The sequence below is a fragment of the Candidatus Pantoea soli genome (assembly GCF_007833795.1).
Taxonomy (GTDB): domain Bacteria; phylum Pseudomonadota; class Gammaproteobacteria; order Enterobacterales; family Enterobacteriaceae; genus Pantoea; species Pantoea soli.
The window spans coordinates 459,299-481,112 of record NZ_CP032703.1; the positions used below are offsets into that span (position 1 = coordinate 459,299).

19 protein-coding genes are annotated in these 21,814 nt (G+C 60.7%); 11 read left to right on the forward strand and 8 right to left on the reverse strand.

Annotated elements, in window-relative coordinates; genetic code table 11:
- Positions 1–320: 320 nt before the first annotated feature.
- Complete coding sequence (locus tag D8B20_RS19540; protein WP_145891420.1) at positions 321–1,100, reverse strand: MipA/OmpV family protein; 780 nt, start codon at positions 1,098–1,100, stop codon at positions 321–323.
- A gap of 125 nt (positions 1,101–1,225) precedes the next feature.
- On the opposite strand from D8B20_RS19540, the gene D8B20_RS19545 reads away from it, so the two are divergent.
- The 8 genes from D8B20_RS19545 to D8B20_RS19580 all read left to right on the forward strand — a co-directional run bounded on the left by D8B20_RS19545 (position 1,226) and on the right by D8B20_RS19580 (position 9,705).
- The gene (locus D8B20_RS19545; protein WP_145891422.1) at positions 1,226–1,921 is read left to right on the forward strand and encodes a response regulator; all 696 of its coding nucleotides are present in this window, start codon (positions 1,226–1,228) and stop codon (positions 1,919–1,921) included.
- Positions 1,918–3,087 (forward strand): sensor histidine kinase, encoded by a 1,170-nt coding sequence (locus D8B20_RS19550; RefSeq protein ID WP_145891424.1) that lies wholly within the window; start codon positions 1,918–1,920, stop codon positions 3,085–3,087. Before D8B20_RS19545 ends, D8B20_RS19550 begins: the two co-directional genes overlap by 4 nt.
- Before the next feature lie 101 nt (positions 3,088–3,188).
- A complete protein-coding gene (locus D8B20_RS19555) occupies positions 3,189–4,337 on the forward strand; it encodes an efflux RND transporter periplasmic adaptor subunit (RefSeq protein WP_145891426.1) in 1,149 nt (382 codons plus the stop codon).
- A complete protein-coding gene (locus tag D8B20_RS19560) occupies positions 4,334–7,411 on the forward strand; it encodes an efflux RND transporter permease subunit (RefSeq protein WP_145891428.1) in 3,078 nt (1,025 codons plus the stop codon). The genes D8B20_RS19555 and D8B20_RS19560 overlap by 4 nt, the downstream gene beginning before the upstream one ends.
- A 52-nt stretch (positions 7,412–7,463) precedes the next feature.
- The gene (locus D8B20_RS19565) at positions 7,464–8,174 is read left to right on the forward strand and encodes a hypothetical protein (RefSeq protein ID WP_145891429.1); all 711 of its coding nucleotides are present in this window, start codon (positions 7,464–7,466) and stop codon (positions 8,172–8,174) included.
- Between the two features lie 115 nt (positions 8,175–8,289).
- Positions 8,290–8,613, forward strand: coding sequence for an antibiotic biosynthesis monooxygenase family protein (locus D8B20_RS19570; RefSeq protein WP_145891431.1), 324 nt, complete (start codon positions 8,290–8,292; stop codon positions 8,611–8,613).
- Positions 8,606–8,998, forward strand: a complete 393-nt coding sequence (locus tag D8B20_RS19575) for an amino acid-binding protein (protein ID WP_145891433.1) — start codon at positions 8,606–8,608, stop codon at positions 8,996–8,998. Before D8B20_RS19570 ends, D8B20_RS19575 begins: the two co-directional genes overlap by 8 nt.
- Positions 8,995–9,705 carry an ArsR/SmtB family transcription factor gene (locus D8B20_RS19580; RefSeq protein ID WP_261388112.1) on the forward strand — a complete coding sequence of 237 codons (711 nt, stop codon included), beginning with the start codon at positions 8,995–8,997 and terminating at the stop codon, positions 9,703–9,705. Before D8B20_RS19575 ends, D8B20_RS19580 begins: the two co-directional genes overlap by 4 nt.
- Before the next feature lie 54 nt (positions 9,706–9,759).
- On the opposite strand, the gene D8B20_RS19585 is transcribed toward D8B20_RS19580, so the two are convergent.
- The gene (locus D8B20_RS19585) at positions 9,760–10,110 is read right to left on the reverse strand and encodes a DUF3147 family protein (RefSeq protein ID WP_145891437.1); all 351 of its coding nucleotides are present in this window, start codon (positions 10,108–10,110) and stop codon (positions 9,760–9,762) included.
- 84 nt (positions 10,111–10,194) lie between these two features.
- Entirely contained in the window at positions 10,195–10,719 is a 525-nt protein-coding gene (gene cybB / locus D8B20_RS19590; RefSeq protein ID WP_145891439.1) for a cytochrome b561, read from the reverse strand.
- 209 nt (positions 10,720–10,928) lie between these two features.
- Here cybB and D8B20_RS19595 point away from each other — a divergent pair, with 209 nt between their 5' ends.
- A complete protein-coding gene (locus D8B20_RS19595) occupies positions 10,929–11,537 on the forward strand; it encodes an NAD(P)H-dependent oxidoreductase (RefSeq protein ID WP_145891441.1) in 609 nt (202 codons plus the stop codon).
- Positions 11,538–11,581: 44 nt separating this feature from the next.
- On the opposite strand, the gene D8B20_RS19600 is transcribed toward D8B20_RS19595, so the two are convergent.
- The 5 genes from D8B20_RS19600 to uxuA form a co-directional block, all read right to left on the reverse strand.
- A complete protein-coding gene (locus D8B20_RS19600; RefSeq protein WP_145891443.1) occupies positions 11,582–12,283 on the reverse strand; it encodes a DJ-1/PfpI family protein in 702 nt (233 codons plus the stop codon).
- A gap of 239 nt (positions 12,284–12,522) precedes the next feature.
- Positions 12,523–13,299, reverse strand: coding sequence for a Uxu operon transcriptional regulator (uxuR, locus tag D8B20_RS19605; RefSeq protein ID WP_145891445.1), 777 nt, complete (start codon positions 13,297–13,299; stop codon positions 12,523–12,525).
- Between the two features lie 74 nt (positions 13,300–13,373).
- Positions 13,374–14,792 carry a glucuronate isomerase gene (gene uxaC, locus D8B20_RS19610; RefSeq protein WP_145891447.1) on the reverse strand — a complete coding sequence of 473 codons (1,419 nt, stop codon included), beginning with the start codon at positions 14,790–14,792 and terminating at the stop codon, positions 13,374–13,376.
- Positions 14,789–16,270, reverse strand: coding sequence for a fructuronate reductase (locus D8B20_RS19615; protein WP_145891449.1), 1,482 nt, complete (start codon positions 16,268–16,270; stop codon positions 14,789–14,791). The genes uxaC and D8B20_RS19615 overlap by 4 nt, the downstream gene beginning before the upstream one ends.
- Before the next feature lie 77 nt (positions 16,271–16,347).
- On the reverse strand, positions 16,348–17,526 hold the full coding sequence (gene uxuA, locus D8B20_RS19620; RefSeq protein WP_145891451.1) for a mannonate dehydratase: 1,179 nt from the start codon (positions 17,524–17,526) through the stop codon (positions 16,348–16,350).
- A gap of 359 nt (positions 17,527–17,885) precedes the next feature.
- Between uxuA and D8B20_RS19625 the strand changes: the two genes are divergently transcribed.
- Complete coding sequence (locus D8B20_RS19625; protein WP_145891453.1) at positions 17,886–19,187, forward strand: MFS transporter; 1,302 nt, start codon at positions 17,886–17,888, stop codon at positions 19,185–19,187.
- Between the two features lie 11 nt (positions 19,188–19,198).
- Positions 19,199–21,592, forward strand: coding sequence for a glycoside hydrolase family 31 protein (locus tag D8B20_RS19630; protein ID WP_145891455.1), 2,394 nt, complete (start codon positions 19,199–19,201; stop codon positions 21,590–21,592).
- Positions 21,593–21,814: the final 222 nt, after the last annotated feature.

Here is a 21,814-nt window from a genome sequence, read left to right on the forward strand (position 1 = left end):
TGCTGACGATACAAAACGGGCAGGCTGCCCGGTGTTACAGACTTTCTGATCGCCATCGTTGCCGCCTTCACCCGCCGGGAGGGAGTGCGGTAAAAATGTTCAGTTACGCGACTTCCATGCTGGCCGGTGACGAAGAGGGTAGCCATTCGCACGGCGTCATTCATGCACTGCAGGGCAGACACGCCTGTATGACGGGATTCCGGGTCAGAAGTCATTACCCGGGTTATCGGCCATGCCGCCGCGAATCTTTAATCTGCACCGCTGCACAGGAAGACTATGCGGTCTGCGTCACATCCGGTTGCCCTTTCTCCCTCTGCGCGTCAGAACGTGTAGGTAAACCCCGCCAGCGCACTGAGCTGGTTACGCTGCGCCACCAGCGGGCTCTCCGCTGCGTGCGCGTCCAGCCACGTATAGCCCGCGCTCAGCAACGATCCCCAGTGCGCATCAAACTGATGACTCCAGCTAAGGTTGGTGGTCATGCCGTAAAATCCGCCGGCGGCGTCATAGCGACGAAAACCGCTGCGGCGGCTCTGTGCGGCACTGACGCCATACCAGGTGTTAATGTAACGCGCATCGCCCCATAACCCTGCCGCAGAGAACGCCAGCGTGTCAGTGCTTCCCTGAAGCGGAACCAGCGTTACTGACGCCTGATAGTTCACGCCCTGCGCGTCGCTGAGCGGCAGCGTGGCTTTGCCTTCCACGATCAGCCACGGCGTCAGCGACCAGCCCAGCGCCAGAGCGGTATTTGCCGTAGCGCGAATACTCCCCATGCCTTTCAGCCTGTCTGCGCCGTCTCGCCAGTCCGAATCGCGATCGCTGCGGCCCAGGCTGTAGCCCAGCGAATGCTCCAGATAAATGCCGTTATCGGTTTGCAGGTCATAGCCAATCCCTTTCTGCGCATCGGCAAAAAAAGCGCCTTTGCGCGCCTGAAACACCGGCACCGGTTGCAGGCGCAGGCTGTCGCTGCCGCTGTAGCGCGGCGCGGACTGCGCGCCCAGCCCAAGGGTCACGCCATCCTGCGGGTCATCCGCCCGTACCGGGATGGCGGCGCTGATTAAGGCCAGGCTACTCATGTACAAAAATGCGTTTCTGGTTATCATCGTGTTGCCTCGTTATTTGTCTCTCTTCCGCCCCTTGCCCGGGCGGCCGCAGTGCGCATCAGGAGTATCCCGTGGTTGTATCAATAAACCACCAGGGATTTATGAAGAAACTGTCAAGGTGAAGCATGCAGAACAAAACTATTTTGATTATCGAGGATGACGCCGATGCGGCTGAGGTGCTGGAGGCCTATCTGCGCCGGGAAAATTACCAGGTGCGTATTGCGGCAGACGGGCTGGCCGGGCTGGCGATGGCAGAGCGCTGGCAGCCCGATCTGGTGCTGCTGGATATTATGCTGCCCGGCCTGAACGGAACAGAAGTTCTGGCGAAAATCAGACGCGTCAGCGACGTACCGGTGATCATGGTAACCGCAATGGGCGACACGCCGGACCGCATCGGCGCGCTGCGCTATGGCGCAGATGATTACGTGGTAAAGCCCTATCATCCCGGCGAAGTGGTCGCCCGCGTGCAGGCGGTTCTGCGGCGCAGCAGCGCGCGGACACCGCAGGAGGAGATCCTGCGCTGGCAGGGGCTGGAGGTCAATACCGCCGCGATGACCATTACGGTCACCGGGCCAGGCGCCCGGCACACCCGCGTTGACGCCACGCCAACGGAATTCTCTCTGCTGGTGACAATGATGCGGGCACCGGTGCGCGCGCTGAGCCGCCAGTATCTGCTGGAACAGTGCCTGCCGGAGAGCGATGCGCTGGAGCGCGTGGTGGATACCCACGTGTATAACCTGCGCCGTAAGCTGGAGAGCGCCGGCATCCATGACGTGCTGCTTAACGTCCGCGGCGTCGGCTACCGGTTTCGCCAGCCATGAAAGAGAAACGTCCGCAAACCCTCTGGCGCTGGCTTTGTCTGCGCATCCTGACGCTGGCGATTGGCACCGTGGTGCTGATCGCGCTGTGCATGTGGCTGCGCTTCACGGTGCAGTATTTATGGATTACGCACCATATGCCGCCCGAGGTGCTGCAGGCCTTTGAGGCGCTGCGTGAACATCCTGAACGCGATCCGGCCCGCTACCATGCGATTGTCGATCGCTGGTGGGGCATTCGCTACACCGATCCTTCTATCGCCTCCTCCGACTGGATTACCGTCGGCATCCTGGTCATGGTAACGATCCCTTTCATTGTTTACTTTGGTCTGCGTCATGCCCGTCCGCTGTCGCAGCAGTTCAGTGCGCTGCGCCACGCCGCTGACGCGGTGACCGCCGGGCGGTTTGATGCCCGCTCGGCTCTGATTACCGCAGCCCCGGCGGAAGTGCAGCACTTTGCCGCCGACTTTAACAGCATGACGCAGCAACTGGCGCACTATGAACGGGAACTGCGGGCCTCGCATGTGGCGATGGCGCATGAGCTGCGCTCCCCGCTGACGGCGGCCATTGGCCGGCTGCAGGGGTTGATCGATGGCGTGTTTGAGGCCGATCCCCGCCATCATCATCTGATCATGAGCCAGCTGCGCTACCTCAGCCGGCTGATAGATGACCTGCACCTGCTTTCGCTGGCGGATGCCGGGCAGCTGATTCTTGAACCGGCAGCCTGCGACGCCGCGGAGCTGCTGCGTGAACGCATCGCCTGGCTGAAACCGCAGCTGGATAGCGCAGCCATCACCGTGACGCTGAACGTGGCCGATCGCGGCACGCTCTGTGCCGATGCGTTTCGGCTGGGCCAGGTGTTTACCATTTTGCTGGAAAATACCCTGCGCTATGCCGGGCCGGGCACGGCTCTGAACATCAGTCTGCGGCGGCAGGCGACACACTGGGTCATGGCCTTTGAGGATACCGGACCCGGCGTGGCCCCCGACTTTCTCAGCGCAATGTTTGAACGCTTCAGCCGCGGCGACACCTCGCGGGCGCGTCATTCCGGCGGCAGCGGGCTGGGGCTCTCTATCGCGCGGGCAATCTGCCGCGCGCACGGTGGCGATATCTGCGCCAGCCTGCCGGCAGGCGGCGGTTTATGTCTGCGGATCACCCTGCCCGCACGCTGACGCACGCTTTTCTGCCATCTTGATATTTTCTTGACCATCCATCCGCTGAATCTCGATAGTCAGCGGATGTAATGGCGCTGTCTTATTACAGGATATGCGCCATGACTGATGAACTGACCCGCCTGCTCGGCTCCGCCGCTGACCATTTGCTCAGCATGCGGCGGCTGAATGCCCTGCTGCCATTGCTGCCCGCCGCACTCACGTTGCTGCTCACCCTGACCGGCTGTGGTCAGCCACCTGTCAGCGCGCCAGCGCCGCCGCGTCCGGTAAAAACCCTGACGGCACCGGCGGCCACCCGTGCTGCGTCCCTCAGCCTGACCGGCGAGGTGCGGGCCCATGATGAGGTTGCCCTGAGCTTCAGGCTGGCGGGCAGCGTGCTGACGCGTCGCGTCGACATTGGCGCCCGCGTGGAGGCTGGTGAGGTACTGGCAACGCTGGATGACCAGACGGGACAAAATCAGCTAAGCAGCGCCCGGTCAGAGGTGGAAAGCGCCCGTGCTGCGGCACAGCTGGCCGCGCTTAATCTCAGGCGCCTGCGTGCGCTGATGCCTTCCGGCGCCATCGCCCGGGTACAACTGGATACGGCGCAGTCCGACTGGCAGACCGCCCGCGCCCGTCTGGAGAGCAGCACCGCCGCATTGAATACCGCCCGGGAGAATCTGCGCTGGGCCACCCTCACCGCCCCGGCCGGCGGCGTGATTACCGGCGTCAGCGTTGCAGCGGGCGAAGGGGTCAGCGCCGGTCAGACGGTGCTGACGCTGGCACAGGGCGATGGCCGGGACGCGGTCGTGGATGTGGCCGACCCCGCCGTGATCGCACGCCACGCGGGCGATCCATTGCAGGTTACGCTGCTTAACAGCCCGGCAATTGCTGCCACCGGACGGCTGCGCGACATCAGTCCGCAGGCCGATCCGCAGACCCGCACGTGGCGGGTTCGTATTACTCTGATCAATCCGCCGCCAGGCATGATGCCCGGCGCCAGCGTCATCGTAACCTTGCCCGCGGCCGGTGCCGCGACCCTTGCCCTGCCCGCCACCGCGCTGACGCGCCTGGCCGGACAGCCCGCCGTGTTTGTGCTGGACACCCGCACCTGGCGCGTGCAGCGTCGCGTTGTGGTCATCGATCACTACTCCGCCACGGCCGTATTTGTCAGCGCGGGCATCCGCCCTGGTGAGCAGATTGTCACCGCCGGGGTCAGAACCCTGCGCGATAATGAGCGTGTGGCTGGCGAGGCGGGTAACGACGAATGAAAACCCCATTTAACCTCTCCGCCTGGGCACTGCAGCGCCAGCAGCTGATGGCGTTTCTGATGCTGTTGCTGATGGCGACCGGCGTATTCTATTACCAGCAGCTGACGCGCAACGAAGATCCAGCGTTTACCATCAAAACTGCCGTGGTTTCTGCACAATGGCCGGGCGCGCCGCTTAACGATACCGTGCAGCTGCTGACCGATCCGCTGGAAAAAACGCTGCAGACGCTGCCCTGGCTCGATAATGTTCAGAGCGAAACGCACGCCGGGCGCAGCGTCATTTTTGTCAATCTGCGTGACGACACGCCGCCAGATCGGGTGCCGGCAATCTGGTATCAGATCCGTAAAAAGATGCAGGATAGCGCGCCTTCGCTGCCGCAGGGTATACAGGGCCCGGCGGTCAATGATGAATTTGACGCCACTTACGGCACCCTTTATGCCTTAACCGCAGACGGCTTCAGTCTGCGCGCGCTGCGCGACCGGGCGGAGGCGATACGCCGCGATCTGATGACGCTGCCGGATGTGGAAAAAATCACGCTGCCCGGTGAGCAGGAGCAGCAGCTGGTTATCGCTTTCTCGCCGCGCAGGCTGGCCAGTATGGGTCTGAGCCTGCAGCAGGTCAGCGATGCCCTGCAGGCGCAGAATGCGGTTGAGCCGGCAGGGACCGTGCGCACAGCGGATGACCTGATCGCGCTGCGCGTCAGCGGCGCGTGGCGCAGCGCGGCGAGCCTGCAAGCGGTGACGCTCTACCTGAATGGCCACTATGTGCCGCTCACGGCGATTGCCACCGTGACCCTGCAGGCAGCCGATCCGCCCGCGCCGCTGTTTCGTGTTAATGGCCAGCCAGCGGTCGGGCTGGCCATTGCCATGACACCCTCCGGGAATATGCTGGCTTTCGGACAGGCATTGCGCGCGCGCATGCAGGCGGAGGCGCAGCGTCTGCCGCATGGCATGTCATTGATTCAGGTGGCTGACCAGTCCCGCGTGGTCAGCGAGGCGATAGCCGGCTTTGTGCGGGTGCTGATCGAAGCGATCGCCATTGTGCTGGCGGTCTCCTTTGTTTCACTGGGCCTGCGTGCCGGCCTGGTGGTGGCGGCGGCGATTCCGCTGGTGCTGGCAATGACTTTCAGCGGTATGCACCTGGCGGGCATAGGGTTGCAGCGCATCTCTCTGGGCGCGCTGATTATTGCGCTGGGCCTGCTGGTCGATGACGCCATGATCGCCGTAGAGACCATGGTCTCCCGGCTGGAAGCCGGCGACAGCCGCCGCGATGCCGCCAGCTATGCGTTCCGCACCACCGCTTTCCCGATGCTGACCGGCACGCTGGTGATGATTGCCGGTTTTATCCCGGTGGGATTTGCCGCTTCCAGCGCTGGCGAATACTGCTACTCCCTGTTCGCGGTGGTGCTGATCGCCCTGCTCAGTTCGTGGGTCGTGGCCGTGCTGTTTTCTCCGCTGATTGGCAGTTGGCTGCTCCCGGCGCGCGTTGCATCGCCCACCTCTGCACCTGGCCTGGCTGGCCGGCTCTATCGTCAGCTGCTGAGTTGGGTGCTGCAGCATCGCCGGATAACGCTGACGCTGGCGCTGATGTCACTGTTACTGGCCACGCTGGGAGCGATGTCGCTGCAGGGCGGGTTTTTCCCCGCGTCCGACCGGCCGGAACTGCTGGTCAGCCTGACGCTGCCAGCCAGCGCTTCGCAGGCAGCCACGCTACGTGAGGTGCAGCGGCTGGAGCAGGCGCTGCAGGGCAACGCCGCCATTGATCACTACTCTGCGTATGTGGGTAGCGGTGCGCTGCGTTTTTACCTGCCGATGGAGGTGCTGCCAGACGATGAAAACACCGCGCAGTTCGTGGTGGTGGCGCGCGATCTGGCGGCCCGCCAGCGCCTGCAGACGCAGCTGACCGCGCTGCTGGCGCGGGATTTTCATACGCTGACGACCCGCGTTTCGCCGCTGGAGCTGGGGCCGCCGGTTGGCTGGCCGGTGCGTTACCGGATCAGCGGGCCCGATTACGCCCGGGTACGTTCGCTGGCAGAAACGCTGACGCGCGTGCTTGGCAGCTCTTCGCTGACGCGTGAGGTGAATCAGACCGCCGGCGAGCCGCAGCGTGTCATCACCTTTGTTGTCAACCAGACCGCCGCGAGGGCGGCTGGTCTCTCTTCTGCCGCACTGGCGCAGTATCTCAACACGTTGTGGTCGGGTCGCGTGGTGACCACGGTGCGTGAGGGCAACCGGCTGATTGATGTGGTACTGAAAGCTGACGCCAGTGCCAGGGAGGATCTCAGCCTGATCGCCTCGCTGGTGCTGACCTCCGCCAGCGGCGCAAAAATTCCGCTGGCGCAGATTGCCCATCCTCAGGCCGGGCTGGAAGACGCCGTGATCTGGCGGCGGCAGCGGCTGCCGTTTATCACCGTGCAGATGGATGCGGCGCCCGGCCTGCGCGCAGAGGATGTCTCTGCCGGATTACAGCCGGCCATCACCCGCTTTCGGGCGCAGCTGCCGCCCGGATACCATCTGCAGGAGGAAGGCGTCGTTGCGGAATCCGGCAAAGGTAACCAGTCCGTCATCAGCATATTGCCGGTGACGCTGGTGATCATGCTGGTGCTGCTGATGATCCAGCTGCAGCAGATATCACGTATGCTGCTGGCACTGGCGATGGCGCCCTGTGGCTTGCCGGGCGTGGTGCTGGCGATGCTGCCCACCGGCACGCCGCTGGGCTTTGTGGCGCTGCTGGGCGTGATCGCACTCGCCGGGATGATTATCCGCAATGCGGTGATACTCATCACCGAAGCAGAGAGCAACCGGCGCGCAGGCTATGCGGCCGATGACGCCATTGCCTGTGCCGCATTGCATCGCGCCCGTCCGATCATTCTGACAGCCTGCGCAGCCATTCTTGGCATGCTGCCCATCGCGCATCAGGTATTCTGGGGGCCGATGGCACGTGCGATTATTGGCGGACTGGTGGTGGCCACGCTGGCAACCCTGACGCTGCTGCCGGCATTATTAAGCCTGCTGATGCAGGCGGAACAGACGCGCGCGCAACGCAAAACGGCACTGCGCCGCCAGCAGGAATAACGCGATTGATATCCGGCAACGCTTTTCAGCCCGCAACAGAGGTAACCTGACGATGACAGATCCTGAACGCGCCTACCGTGCAGCCAACCAGCAGACGCTGGCCCTGTGGCAGGAAAAGGCGGACATCGGTGCCGTTAAATCATCGCACTATTATGATCCTGACCGGCTGGCGCTGGCAGCCGGCATAAAACCGGCGCTGACCAATCCGGTCGCCCGGCTGCTGCAAGGTCTGCAGCAGCTGACAGCCGGCGATCCGCTGGCCGATGTGCTGCCGGCAAGCGGCTTTCATTTCACCTTTTTGCCGATCACCCTGCCGCTGTTTGCAGCAAACGCGCCGCTGCCGGCCAAAACCACCGCGCTGGTTGACCTCTGGCAGCCCTATCGCGCGCAGCCGATTGTCATCCGGCAACTCCGGCTGGTGGCGTTACCCGCACAGCTATTGCTGGCCGGGATCCCCGATGCCCCGGCGATCGCCCTGCGCCACGCCTTTTGCGAACGGGTGGCAGGTTCTGCCTGGCAAAATGAACTGCGGCAGCGACACGGCAGCGGTCCGTTACCCGCGCCGTTCTGGCACAGCACGCTGCTGCGTTATCAGGCAGACCGCCTGCCTGCGCCACTGCGGGCCTGTTTTTTTCGCCAGCAAACCTTTGACTTTGGGGCAGTGTCAGCCCCGCTCATGCTGGCGCGCGTCAACTACAACTGGACGGTATGCGAGCCGATTGATCATCCGATGCCCGCGCCGCAGCGGGAAGCGGATCGCTGACGACACCCTGCTGCAGAACCCGCGGAAATCAACAGGCAGGCATATTTCGGTGTGCACCGAAGCATGCTGCGCGCGCGACGATAAACTCTCTGTACATTCACGCAGGAGCTAAACCATGATTGCCGTCCTTTTTGAAGCTGAAGCACGACCAGAGGCGCTGGCGCGCTATGTTGAACTGGCAGCAGAAATGAAACCTTTGCTGGCAGACGTACCGGGATTTGTCTCTGTAGAGCGATTCCAGAGCCTGCATCAGCCTGGGAAAATTCTGTCGCTATCGTGGTGGCGCGATGAGGCGTCCATCGCAGCATGGAAGCAGAATGAAAAACATCAGGCAGCCCGGCTGGAGGGCAAACAGTCGATCTTCGCGCATTACAGCATTCGCGTTGCGCATGTGCTGCGGGATTACGCATCAGAGAAAGGGGATTCGGCCCATGTTTGATGTACATGTTCAGCTTAACTCTTCGCCGGGTGAACTGGCGGCACTGGGCACGCTGCTGGGCGCTCACGGTATCGGACTGGAGGGCGGTGGCGTGTTTACCACCTCCGCAGAAGCGCATGCCCATTTTCTGGTTGAAGAGGGTGAGAAGGCGCAGCAGCTGCTAACGGCTAACGGTTTCGAGGTACGCGGCCTGGCGCGTCCGGTAATCAGAAAATTAGCCCAGGCACGCCCTGGCGAACTGGGCGAAATTGCTGCCACCCTGGCACAGAATGGGATTAACATTCTGGTTCAATATAGCGATCACGCTAACCGACTGATTCTGCTTACCGATGATAATCGTCGTGCCGCAGACGTCACCCGCAAATGGGCGATCATGACCGAATGAAGGGTTTGAATACCGGCTATAACGCGCCATCCGCTGACGCGCTGGAGACATCAATGTCACAGGTTGCGTCAGCCTTAGCTGACCCATCAAGGGTGACGATGCTCTGCGCGCTGATGGATGGTCGTGCCTGGACCGCCACGGAGCTGGCGGTGCTGGCCGACATTGCCGCCTCCACCGCCAGCGGTCATCTGGCCAGACTGCTGAACAGCAGGCTGGTTATTTGCCTTTCACAGGGAAGGCATCGGTATTACCGTCTGGCAGGGCAGCATGTCGCCGGATTGCTGGAGAATCTGATGGGCGTCTCCATGCACGCCGCTGTTCCGCCTGCCACGCGGACGCCAGCGCATTTGCGCTATGCCCGCACCTGTTACGATCACCTGGCGGGTGAACTGGCGGTTGAGATGTATGCATTTATGCTACAGCAGGGATGGCTGGAGAGTGATGGCAGCGCCCTGACAGCGGACGGAAAACACCAGTTCGCACAGATGGGCGTCCTGCTGAATCCTGCCGCCCGCCGCAAATCCTGTTGCGCGTGTCTGGACTGGAGCGAGCGGCGGTTCCATCTGGGCGGTGAGGCGGGCTCGGCCATGATGACGTTTTTTATCAGCAAAGCGTGGATGACCCGCGTGACCGGCTATCGTGAAGTTCAGGTCACAGCGCGAGGGCGCCAAGCGCTTAAGCGGATCTTCAACCTGCCTGACGCCTGACCCGCCCGGCATATTTTTTACTGGCATCGCCGGGCGCAGGCTTGATTACGTCGGCTACAGCAGCACGATGCCAAAGCGTTTCAGCAGTAGCGCCCACAGCGCAAACAGCACCACGGTGATGACACAGGAGAGCAGCAGCGTCAGCCAGAAACCGATGCGCTGATAAAAAAAGGGAAACAGAATAAACATCGGCAGGGTCGGCACCACATACCAGAACGTGTACCAGGCATGGGCGCTGATTTTTTCCTGCGTCTGCCCTTCCAGTTTCATCCAGATCAGCACCAGCACGGTGACCAGCGGCAAAGCCGCCAGCAGACCGCCGAGCCGATCGCTGCGCTTTGCCGTTTCGGAGATGAGCACCACCATAAACGCGGTGATGGCATATTTGGCGATCAACCAGACCATTTGGATTCCATTGCAGAAAGGTAAACCGGCATGCGCAGGCGATGCCGGTGAGAAAAGGCACCGCAGTGCCAGCAGCCTGCCGCGTTACGGCATCATCCTGCGCAGCGTGTTATCGCGCAGAAAATAGTGATGAAACAGCGCGGCCAGCGCATGCAAACCAATCAGCCAGTAACCCAGCGGAGCCAGGGTTTCATGCCAGTCAATCAGCATGGCGGCCGTTTCCGGATCGGGCGCGGTGGCGACCGGCATATTCAGTCCAAACAGCGACCACGCTTTGCCGCGCAGATAGCGGGAGGTGAGCCCCAGCACCGGTAAAGTCACGAACAGCGCATACAGCAGCGTATGCACCAGATGCGATAATCCGGTCTGCCAGCGCGCCAGCGGCGGCGTAATGGCCGGAGTAGTTTTCCGTGTGCGCAGAAAAAGACGCGCCAGCATCAGCAGCAACACGCAAAAACCCGCAGAAAAGTGAGTAATCATCACGGCGTTGCGCTGCCAGCTGCCCCTCTCTGCCAGGCCACGCAACTCAATCGTCGCATAGGCGACAACCAGCAGTAAGACAGTCAGCCAGTGAAAAAGGATTTGCGACCGTGCGTATTTGTTCATCATTGATTTATTCTCATTGGTTTGCCCTGCTTCACTATATCAGCGAATTCTTATGCGAATATTAAGGGGTTACGGCTGCTGACGACAACTGCGCGGCTTATCCGGCCGCCAGCGCACACGCCGTTTAGTTCGCGGGCGCGGCATCCTCTATGCTCAGCAGATTATGCGTCTGTGCTTCGCGCGCCTCTTCTTTAAATAAGGAGTTATCTGCTATGCACACCCTCATTGTTACTGCTCATCCCGACGCCGACTCCTACACCAAAGCCGTAGCAGAGGCGTTTATTGCCGGGCTTGCAGAATTACCAGGTCATAGCTGGGAAGTGGCTGACCTGTTCGCAGAAGGTTTTGACCCGCGGTTTAACGCACAGGATAACGCCGTGTTCAATGGCCGCAGCGAACCCGCCGCCGATACGCAGGCAGAACAGCAGCGTATCGATCGGGCGGACCGGCTGGTGCTGGTGTTTCCGGTCTACTGGTGGTCAATGCCCGCGCTGATGAAAGGCTGGATTGATCGCGTATTCACCCAGGGCTGGGCGTTTGATTACGATGCGGAATCCGGCGTGCAAAAACGCTTAACGCACCTGAAAGCGCAGATCATTGGCATTGCGGGCGCCCCGCAGGAAACCTACCTGCGACGCGGCTACCTGGATGCGCTGCGCAAGCAGGTGGCAGAGGGCATTTTTGATTACTGCGGCGTTGAGGTGACCGCGCTGACACTGCTGCATCCGCTGGACAGCGCGGCACAACAGGCGGGATTAGCCCAGGCGCGCGCGCTGGGCCAGCAAAGCAGCGAAGCTGTTCACCAGGCAAACGCCTGCTAACGTTATCTGCCGCAGGGTCAGCCCGCGCTGCCGGGCAGCCCTGTTCACGGCAACGTATGCAGTTTTGCTGCGGCGTTAACCGTTGCCATCCGCCGCTTTTCTATGAATGGCGCGATCTGCGTCCGTACTTTTTCCAGCTGTGCCGGAGTGGCGGTGCGCGGTGAACCCGTGGCAAACGGCGGTGCGGGATCGTATTCCATCTGCAATTGCAGATCCTGCGCCACCTCGCTGCCATATAGCTCTGCGACCACGTTCAGCGCAAAATCAATCCCTGACGTGACGCCGGCCCCGGTAATGCGGTTGCGATCGCGCACCACGCGTTCCGCGACCGGCTGTGCACCCAATAACGCCAGCTGATCCAGCGAAGCCCAGTGCGTGGTGGCCTGATAGCCGGTCAGCAAACCGGCGGCACCCAGCACCAGCGAGCCGGTACAGACCGAGGTTACATAACGCACCTGCTCACTCTGCCTGCGCAGAAAAGTCAGCACCTCTTCATCCGCCATCAGATCAATCTGACCTGGCCCGCCGGGCACACAAATCACATCCAGCGCCGGACAGGTGGCAAAAGTGGTGGTGGGTTGCAGCTTCATCCCGCGATCAGACGTGACGCTCTCCAGCGTTTTCCAGATGAGATGAACCTGAGTATGCGGGGCGCGGGCAAACACTTCGAATGGACCCGTCAGGTCGAGCTGCGTCAGGGCCGGAAACAGCAGCAGGCCAATGGCGGTGGTGGCAGAATCACTCATAGCTTTCCTTTTCGGTGAGAAACAATGGCAACAGCAGGGTGAATCAGGCTGTGCGAACAGCATGCACCGGCTTTCCCGCCTGGCGCCAGCGTTTTCTTAACGGCTGTATGATGGCGGCGGGTGCCGGTGTCGATGGGGAGCGGAAGCGTATGGGTAGTGAGTCGCGGTTGCATCACCGTGCTGTGCCTGGCGTGGTCAGCGCCTGACGCGGTACTGGCGACAGGCGCTGGGGGACGGCCTCAGCTTTCCGGCGTGCTGGCAGAGTAGAGCGGCCAGGACTCAAACAGATAGCCGTCGAAATCAATGTCATCCACGTCTGAAAACTCCAGCAGCCGCTGCTTAACGTTCTCCAGATGCTGCCACATCGCCTGTTTCGCAGCGCGTGCGTCTTTTTTAATCAGCGTAGCGAGGATCTTTTTGTGATCCTCCAGCCACTGTTTGCGATAGCTGGTGTTCACCAGATGACGATGAAGCTGACTCCACATCACATTGTCTTCACGCCACTGCCAGGATTGCTTAAACAGCTCGACCAGCATGCTGTTATGCGTGGCTTCAGCAATGGCGAGATGGAAATTGCGATCGCCATTTTCACTCTCGTTGACCGCGCCGGAGGCCAGTTCACGCTCTTCCAGCGCCAGCGCCTGACGCATTTTGATGATGTCTTCACGCGTAGCCTGGAGCGCAGCAAATTCGGCAATGTTGCTCTCCAGCAACTGGCGGGCCTGCAGCATCTCAAACGGTCCCGCAGCGTTACAGGCCGGCTGAGCGCTGGCGCGTGGTGCCGGGGTGTCGTTGACGACGTAGATTCCCGCTCCGCGCCGCACCTCAATCAGCCCTTCCAGCTCCAGCATGATAAGCGCTTCGCGCACCAGCGTGCGCGTGACATTGAGCAGCATCGCCAGCTCACGCTCCGGCGGCAGACGCTCGCCCACGGCATACTGTTTCTGCATAATCATGTTACGTAACATCTCCCCCACTTCCTGATAGGGGCGCTGTGCGGAAGCTTGTAGTTTCATAGAGCTCTTTTCTGCTGTTTCAGGCGCTGAGCCGCCAGATTTTCCACCCTGCACTATAACACAGGGCGGGATGTTCACCGTGGATTAAGGGTGAAGTAGCGCCGGGCATTGTGGAAGCTGATATCCTGCAACATCGCGCCCAGCGCGCTTTCATCATGCGGCACAATGCCGTCACGCACCCATTCCCCGAACAGATTGCACAGAATCCGGCGGAAATACTCATGCCGCGTGTACGAGAGGAAACTGCGCGAATCGGTCAGCATGCCGACAAACTGGCTCAGCAGCCCCATCTGTGAAAGCTGTTCCAGCTGCCGCAACATACCGTCACGCTGGTCATTGAACCACCAGCCCGATCCAAACTGCATTTTGCCCGGCATCTCCGCGCTCTGGAAGTTTCCGGCCATGGTTGCCAGCACCTCATTGTCGCGCGGGTTGAGGCAGTAAAGGATGGTTTTCGGCAGCCGATCCTGGCTGTCCATCGCATCCAGCAGGCGCGCCAGCGGCCAGGCAATCGGCCCATCGCCGATGGAATCAAACCCGCTGTCCGGACCCAGCTGCCGGAACCGGCGCGTGCTGTTATTGCGGATAGCGCCAATGTGCAGCTGCATCGCCCAGCCGCGGCGGGCATACTCTGCGCCCAGCCAGACCAGCACCGCCGTGCTGAACTGTGCCACCTCTTCTTCGCTCAGCAGGCCGCCGCTGCGCCGTTTGGCCAGGATCGCATCCAGCACGCGGTCATCAGGCACCGGCGCGTACCGCAGCGTCTCTATGCCGTGATCGGCGGCGCGACAGCCGTGAGCCGAGAAGTGGTCGAGACGGCGTTGCAGCGCTGTGCGCAGCGTCTCCATGCTGTTGATGGCGACATCTGCAGCGGCTTCCAGCCGCAGCAGATAGTCGGGAAAGCCCTCCAGCTCAATCTTAAATACCTTGTCCGGCCGCCAGCTGGGCGCGACGTCAATATCGAAGCTGCTGTCTTCTGCAATCTGCCGGTGGTAATGCAGCGAATCCACCGGATCGTCAGTGGTGCCGACCATACGCACCTTCATCTGGCGTATAATGCCGCGCGCTGAGAACGCTGGCGTGGCGAGTTGCTCTGCGCATGCGTCCCAGATCTGCGGGGCCGTGTCCGGGCCAAACAGCGTGTTGGTGATCCCAAACGGCCGGCGTAATTCAAGGTGCGTCCAGTGGTAAAGCGGGTTTCCCAGCGTCTTTGGCACTGTCTGCGCCCAGGCAAGATACTTGTCATAATCGCGGGTAGCATGGCCGGTGATCAGCGCTTCATCGACACCGGCAGCCCGCATCGCCCGCCACTTATAGTGATCACCCTCCAGCCAGATCTGACCGAGGTTGGCGAACTGACGATCTTCGGCAATCTCCTGCGGATTAAGATGGCAGTGATAGTCGTAAATGGGCATTTCGGCTGCCACCTCATGGTACAGACGACGCGCCACCTCGCTCTGCAACAGAAAATCATCATCCATAAAAGGTTTCATGCTGACTCCGGATTCAGTGAGGCTACGGCTGCTCTGGCGCCCTGTTCGCACAGCGCGGCATAAGCCTGCTGCAGAGCCGTGACGAACGTATCGCTGGCGGCCAGATCCGCAGGGAAGATCGCGTCAATCGCAAGCAATGCCTGCACGCGTCCGGCACCTGACGGATACTCTTGATTGATTTGCGCAAATTTTGCCGCCAGCGGGTCTGCCACCGTGTAACGCTGCCCCTGTTCATCTTCGCCGAGGATGTAGCGCATCCAGCCCGCCACACCGAGCACCAGATGGCGACAGTCACTGCCGTGGCGCAGATGGTAACGCAGCGCGTCCAGCAGACGCTGCGGCAGTTTCTGACTGCCATCGCTGGCAATCTGTGCTGTCCGATGGCGCAGCGACGGATTGCTGAAGCGTTCAATCAGCTGATGCGCGTAGTCCACCAGATCGACACCTGCCGGCATCGAGAGCGTCGGGCACTGCTCCTGCAGCATCAGCGCCAGCGCGGCGCGACGATAAGCGGGAAGCTGCATCGTGTCTGCGATGGTTTCGCAGCCGCCAAGAAAGCCCAGATACGCCAGGAAAGAGTGGCTGCCATTCAGCAGCCGCAGCTTCATCAGTTCAAACGGTGCGACATCCGTAACAAATTGCGCGCCGACGCGCTGCCAGTCGGGACGCCCCGCAACAAAGTTGTCTTCTATGACCCACTGGCGAAACGGCTCGCAGGCGACGCCGCACGGATCCTCTGTGCCCAGCAGCTGCGCGATCTCCTGCTGTGTTTCTTCCGTCACCGCAGGGACAATGCGGTCAACCATGGTACAGGGGAACGTCACGTGTTCGTCAATCCAGGCCGCCAGATCGGGATCGCGCTGCTGCGCCAGACCGGTAACAACAGCCCGCGCCACGTGGCCGTTTTCGCGCAGATTGTCGCAGGAAAGCACGCTGAAAGCGGGCAAGCCCGCTTCACGCCGCAAACGCAGCGCTTCCACAATAAAACCGATGGCGGAGGCAGGCTGATGAGGATGCGCCAGATCCTGCTCCAGCAGAGGATGACTGAAATCCGGCTCTGCTGTGGCGCCCTGCGTGCAGTAGCCCTTTTCCGTGATGGTCAGGGACACGATGGCGGTCTCCGGCCGCGCCAGCGCCTGTAAAATGCCCTCGCATCCATCCAGCGCCGGATGCAGCGCAGAATGGATCGCGCCGATAATTTTTACCACCTGGCCGGTCGCCCCTTTTTCAGTCACGCTGTACAGTAAATCCTGCGCGCGCAGCTGTTCCACCAGTGCTTTACCGCTGGCAGACATCAGATTGACCTCGCAAATCCCCCAGTCACTGTCGCTCACTTCCAGCAGATGGTGTTGATACAACGCCTGATGCGCGCGGTGAAACGCGCCGCAGCCGATATGCACGATGCGCGGCACCAGCCGCTGATGCTGCCATGCAGGCCGCGCCACGTTGATACGGGCGTCAGCAAGATTGTGTTTCATATAAACTCCTGATTGCCCTGGTGCGCGCAGATCCGCCTCAGGGACGCACATGCCACATCGCCGCCGGGCGATGTGCTTCAGAAACAGGCGCGATGAATTGCCAGTTCCACGCCACGGATCTCCGCCAGACCTTTCAGACGACCAATCGCGGAATAGCCCGGATTGGTCTTTTTATGCAAATCGTCCAGCATCTGATGACCGTGATCGGGGCGCATTGGAATCAGATCCTCTTGTCCCGCGGTGCGGCGGCGCTGCTCTTCTTCCGCAATCGCTTTAATCACCGCAAACATGTCGACATCGCCCCCGAGGTGAGCCGCTTCGTGGAAGGTGTTCGGATTCGCTTCGCGCCGGGTTGAGCGCAGATGCGCGAAGTAAATGCGCGGGCCAAAGCGTTTCACCATGCCGGGAAGATCGTTTTTCTCCAGTACACCGTAAGAGCCGGTGCAGAAGGTGAAGCCGTTGGCCGGGCTATCAATGGTGTCAATCATCCACTGCAAATCATCGGCGTCCGAGACGATGCGTGGCAGGCCGAGAATCGGACGCGGCGGGTCATCCGGATGCACCGCCATGCGCACACCGACCTCTTCTGCAACCGGGATCACGGCGCGCAAAAAGGTGGCAAAGTTTTCACGCAGGCGTGCTTTATCAATGCCGTCATAGCGTGCCAGCTGCGCACGGAACTGATCCAGGGTATAGCCCTCTTCGGCGCCCGGCAGCCCGGCGATGATATTGCGTGTCAGCCGGGTTTTGTGCGCCTCGCTCATGCTGGCGAAACGGGTGGCCGCCTCGGCGATTTCAGCCGCGCTGTAATCTTCTTCGGCACCCGGGCGCTGCAGGATATGCAGCTCAAACACCGCGAACTCAATCTGATCGAAACGCAGCGCTTTTGCGCCATCAGGCAGTTCATACGCCAGATCGGTCCGCGTCCAGTCCAGCACCGGCATAAAGTTGTAGCAAACCGTATGAATACCGCACTGCGCCAGGTTGCGCAGCGACTGCTGATAATGACGAATCCACGTTTCACACTGGCCGATGCCGGTTTTTATCTCTTCATGAATGGGCACGCTTTCCACCACTGACCACTCCAGGCCAGCCGCTTCAATCATCGCTTTGCGCTGCAGGATCGCTTCAACTGACCACACCTCGCCGTTAGGAATGTGATGCAGGGCAGTGACAATGCCGGTTGCACCCGCCTGTCGGGCATCAGCGAGGGAAACGGGATCGTTGGGGCCATACCAGCGCCAGGTCTGCTTCATGTTGTTATCTCCTGCGGGCCTGAGCAGCATACTCAGGACAATTCCCATATTGGTTGACCTATTTTTCGTGTGAGGCGTTGCGACCGGGGTCAGAAGCGCCTGCGCCACACCAAGTTCGGCTTTTCACCGGAAGATGTCAACCTGGCAGATGATTTTGGTTAACCAGATCACAAATGCAGCAGCTGGCTGGCGACCACCTGCCCTAACTGTGGTTCACTCCCGGCGATGGTTAAAGAGGACGCAGTAAAGTCACGCCTTTAAACACATGGGAGACGTGATGTCCTGCGCGGTATGGCTCCACCGGCAGGACAGTCAGCAACGTTGCTCACGCATGGTGTTAATAATGAATGGAGAACCAGATGAACCGCAGTTTAAATCCAGGGATTGCCGCAACCGGCACTAAGCGCATTATCCGTAACCTGCGCTGGTGGGTGCTGGTGCTGTTTCTGGCGGGCGTTACCGTCAATTACATCACCCGTAACTCGTTAGGCATTCTGGCCCCTGAGCTGAAAACCAGCCTGGGCATCACCACCGAACAATATTCATGGATCGTCGGCGCTTTCCAGCTGGCTTATACCTTTTTCCAGCCCATCTGCGGCTGGCTGATTGACGTGATTGGCCTGAAGCTTGGCTTCTTTATCTGCGCCACCGTCTGGGCACTGGCGTGTCTGTTTCATGCCGGTGCGGCCAGCTGGCTGCATCTGGCTATCCTGCGCTTCGTCATGGGCGGTGCAGAAGCGGCAGCCACGCCGGCCAATGCCAAGGTGATTGGCGAATGGTTCCCGAAAAAAGAGCGTCCCGTTGCGGCTGGCTGGGCCGGGGTTGGCTTTTCCATCGGCGCAATGCTGGCACCGCCGATCATCTACTTTGCGCATGCTTCCTTTGGCTGGCAGGGCGCGTTTCTGTTTACCGGTTGTCTGGCGCTTGGCTGGGTGGTGCTGTGGTGGCTGTTCTATCGCGATCCGGAGCGTAACCCGAATCTCAGCCCCGCTGAGCGGGAATTTATCCGCCAGGACAACGAGCCACCGGCCGTCAAACTGCCCTTCTTCAAAGCACTCAGTACTGTCTCAAAAAACAAGCGCTTTTACGGCATCGCTATTCCCGCTTTTATGGCAGAACCGGCCTGGGGCGTGCTGAGCTTCTGGGTGCCGCTCTACCTCGCGAAAGATCTGGGAATGGATCTGAAGCAGATTGCCATGTTTGCCTGGCTGCCGTTTCTTGCGGCCGATCTGGGCAGCGCGGCCAGCGGCTACCTTACCCGTCTCTATACCCGGCTGTTTGGCCTGCGTCTGGTCAACTCGGTGGTTGCCAGCTCGGTTACCGGCGCATTTCTGATGCTCTCGCTGGCGCTGGTGGCGGTGACAAAAGATCCCTATGTCGCGATTGCCCTGATCTCCATTGGCGGCTTTGGTCACCAGATCATCTCCTGCATGCTCAGCGCGCTGGTGGTGGAGAAATTTGATAAAGGGCAGATGGCCACGGTGAATGGCATGCGCGGTTCATTTGCCTGGATCTCCAGCTTTTTGTTCTCACTGGTGATTGGCGTAACCGCTGACAAAATCGGCTTCAACCCGCTGTTTGTCGCCATGGGCTTTTTTGACCTGATTGGTGCAGTCTTCCTGATTGCTTTTATTGCTGAGCGTCGTTCAGCCAACCGATGAAGTAGGTAACAATGAAAACGTTAAAAAACTGGTCCGTAGCCCGCTCCGATCGCCATCATGTTGAGCTTACTGTCGAGGGTAAACACAGCCTGTGTCTGTACGTGCTGGAACCGGGGCTGTTCCGCGTGGTGATTAAGCGTCAGGGTAACTGGAGCCTCGACCGCACCTGGAGTATTGCACCGGAGCAGGATGTGCCGTGGGAGGGACGTTCGCGTGACAGTCTGGCCGGTTTCACCCTGCCCGGCTTTACGCTGCAGGAAACAGACAATACGCTGACGATCAGCACCGATGTGCTGCGTGTGATAGTCCATCAGCCGCTGGCGCTGGAGTGGCAGTACTGCGATGCTGACGGGGAGTGGCAATTACTGACGCAGGATCGCCCCACCAGCGCCTATCAGATCAACCCACACGGCGACGGCGTGGCGCATTATCAGCGCCGCATGGCCGACGATCGCTATTATGGCCTCGGCGAAAAAACCGGCGATCTGCAGCGCAACGGCAAACGCTATGAAATGCGTAACCTGGATGCCATGGGCTACAACGCCGCATCAACCGATCCGCTGTATAAACATGTGCCTTTTACCATTACGCGTCGTGATGCCGTCAGCTTCGGGCTCTATTACGATAACCTCAGCACCAGCTGGTTCGATCTGGGTAATGAACTGGACAACTATCACCAGCCTTACCGCCGCTGGCAGGCGGAAAGCGGTGACATTGACTACTACCTGTTTGTGGGCGCCCGCGTGCTGGATATCACCAGGACCTTTGTGCGTCTGACCGGTAAAACGCTATTCGGCCCCAAATGGAGCCTCGGCTACAGCGGTTCCACCATGCACTATACCGACGCCCCGGATGCGCAAAATCAGCTGATGAACTTCATCCGCCTGTGTGAAGAGCACGACATTCCCTGCGACTCCTTCCAGCTCTCTTCCGGCTATACCTCGATTAACGATAAGCGCTACGTCTTTAACTGGAACTACGACAAAGTGCCGCAGCCGGAAGTGATGAGTCAGGCCTTTCACGATGCGGGCCTGCGCCTGGCGGCCAATATCAAACCCTGCCTGCTGCAGGATCACCCGCGCTATGAAGAAGTGGCGGCGCAGGGGCTGTTTATCCGGGATTCTGAAGCGGATGTGCCGGAGCGCTCGGTGTTCTGGGACGACGAAGGGTCGCACCTTGATTTTACCCATCCGCAGGCTGTGGCCTGGTGGCAGGAAAATGTCACCCGTCAGCTGCTGGAGAAAGGCATCGACGCCACCTGGAATGACAATAATGAGTATGAAGTGTGGGATGGTGAAGCCCGCTGCCACGGTTTTGGTCAACCGGTTGCCATCAAGCATATTCGTCCGGTGATGCCACTGCTGATGATGCGCGCCTCCATGGAAGCGCAGCAGCGCTTTGCGCCGGAAAAACGGCCTTATTTGATCTCGCGTTCCGGCTGTGCCGGAATGCAGCGTTATGTGCAGACCTGGAGCGGCGATAACCGCACCAACTGGACGTCCCTGCGCTATAACATTCGCATGGGCCTCGGCATGAGTCTGTCCGGCCTGTATAACGTGGGCCACGACGTGGGCGGTTTTTCCGGTGATAAGCCCGATGCCGAGCTGTTTGTGCGCTGGGTACAGAATGGCGTGATGCATCCGCGCTTTACCATTCACTCCTGGAATGACGATCGCACCGTCAATGAGCCGTGGATGTATCCTGCCGTCACGCCCGCCATCCGCGCGGCGATTGCGCTGCGCTACCGCCTGATGCCCTATCTCTATACGCTGCTGTGGCAGGCGCATAACGATGATGAACCGATGCTGCGCCCGACTTTTCTCGATCACGAGCACGACCCCCAAACCTTTGCCGAGTGTGATGAATTTATGCTGGGGCGCGATCTGCTGGTCGCCAGCGTCGTGGAGCCGGGCCAGCGTGAACGCCGGCTATGGCTGCCGGATAATCACACCGGCTGGTACGATTTTGCCACGCAGCAGTGGTACAGCGGCGGTCAGTGGATCACGCTGCCTGCGCCGCTGGAGACCCAGCCGATGCTGGTGCGCGCCGGGGCGGCTTTACCGCTCAGCCAGCGTATTCGCCATGTGGACGCCGCCGCGGACGATCGCCGCACGCTGCAGCTCTATCCCCTGCAGGGGAAAGGCACGTGCCACGGCGAACTGTTCGAGGACGATGGCGAATCCTGGGGTTATCAGCAGGGTCACGCACTCTGGCTGCGCTGGGAGATGCGCTGTGAGGCAGCGGCGATTCACCTGAACCTCAGCCGCAGCGGCGATTACCAGCCAGCATGGAACACGCTGCAGGTTACGCTGCCAGCTGGCGAACAGCGCCCGCTGTTTATCGACGGCGTGGCGGTGCAGCCCAGCGCGGCGGCGGTGACGCTGGCGCAGATTGCCCGCAGCTGACACGCTGATCCCGCCGGTCTGCGCCGGCTGAAACGCGGTACTGCAGGTGGCAGTGCCGCGTTGCTTTTTATCCGCCTGACACGCACCGTTCCCGTCCGCGGCTCACCTGCCCGCTTCCCGGCCCGTTTCAGTGCCGACAGGCCACCGGCTTTCCCGCCGCCTGCTATCCCGGCGTGCAGCTGCAGGGCTGATATAGCGCTTCTGGCAGAGGCGTTTTATAGT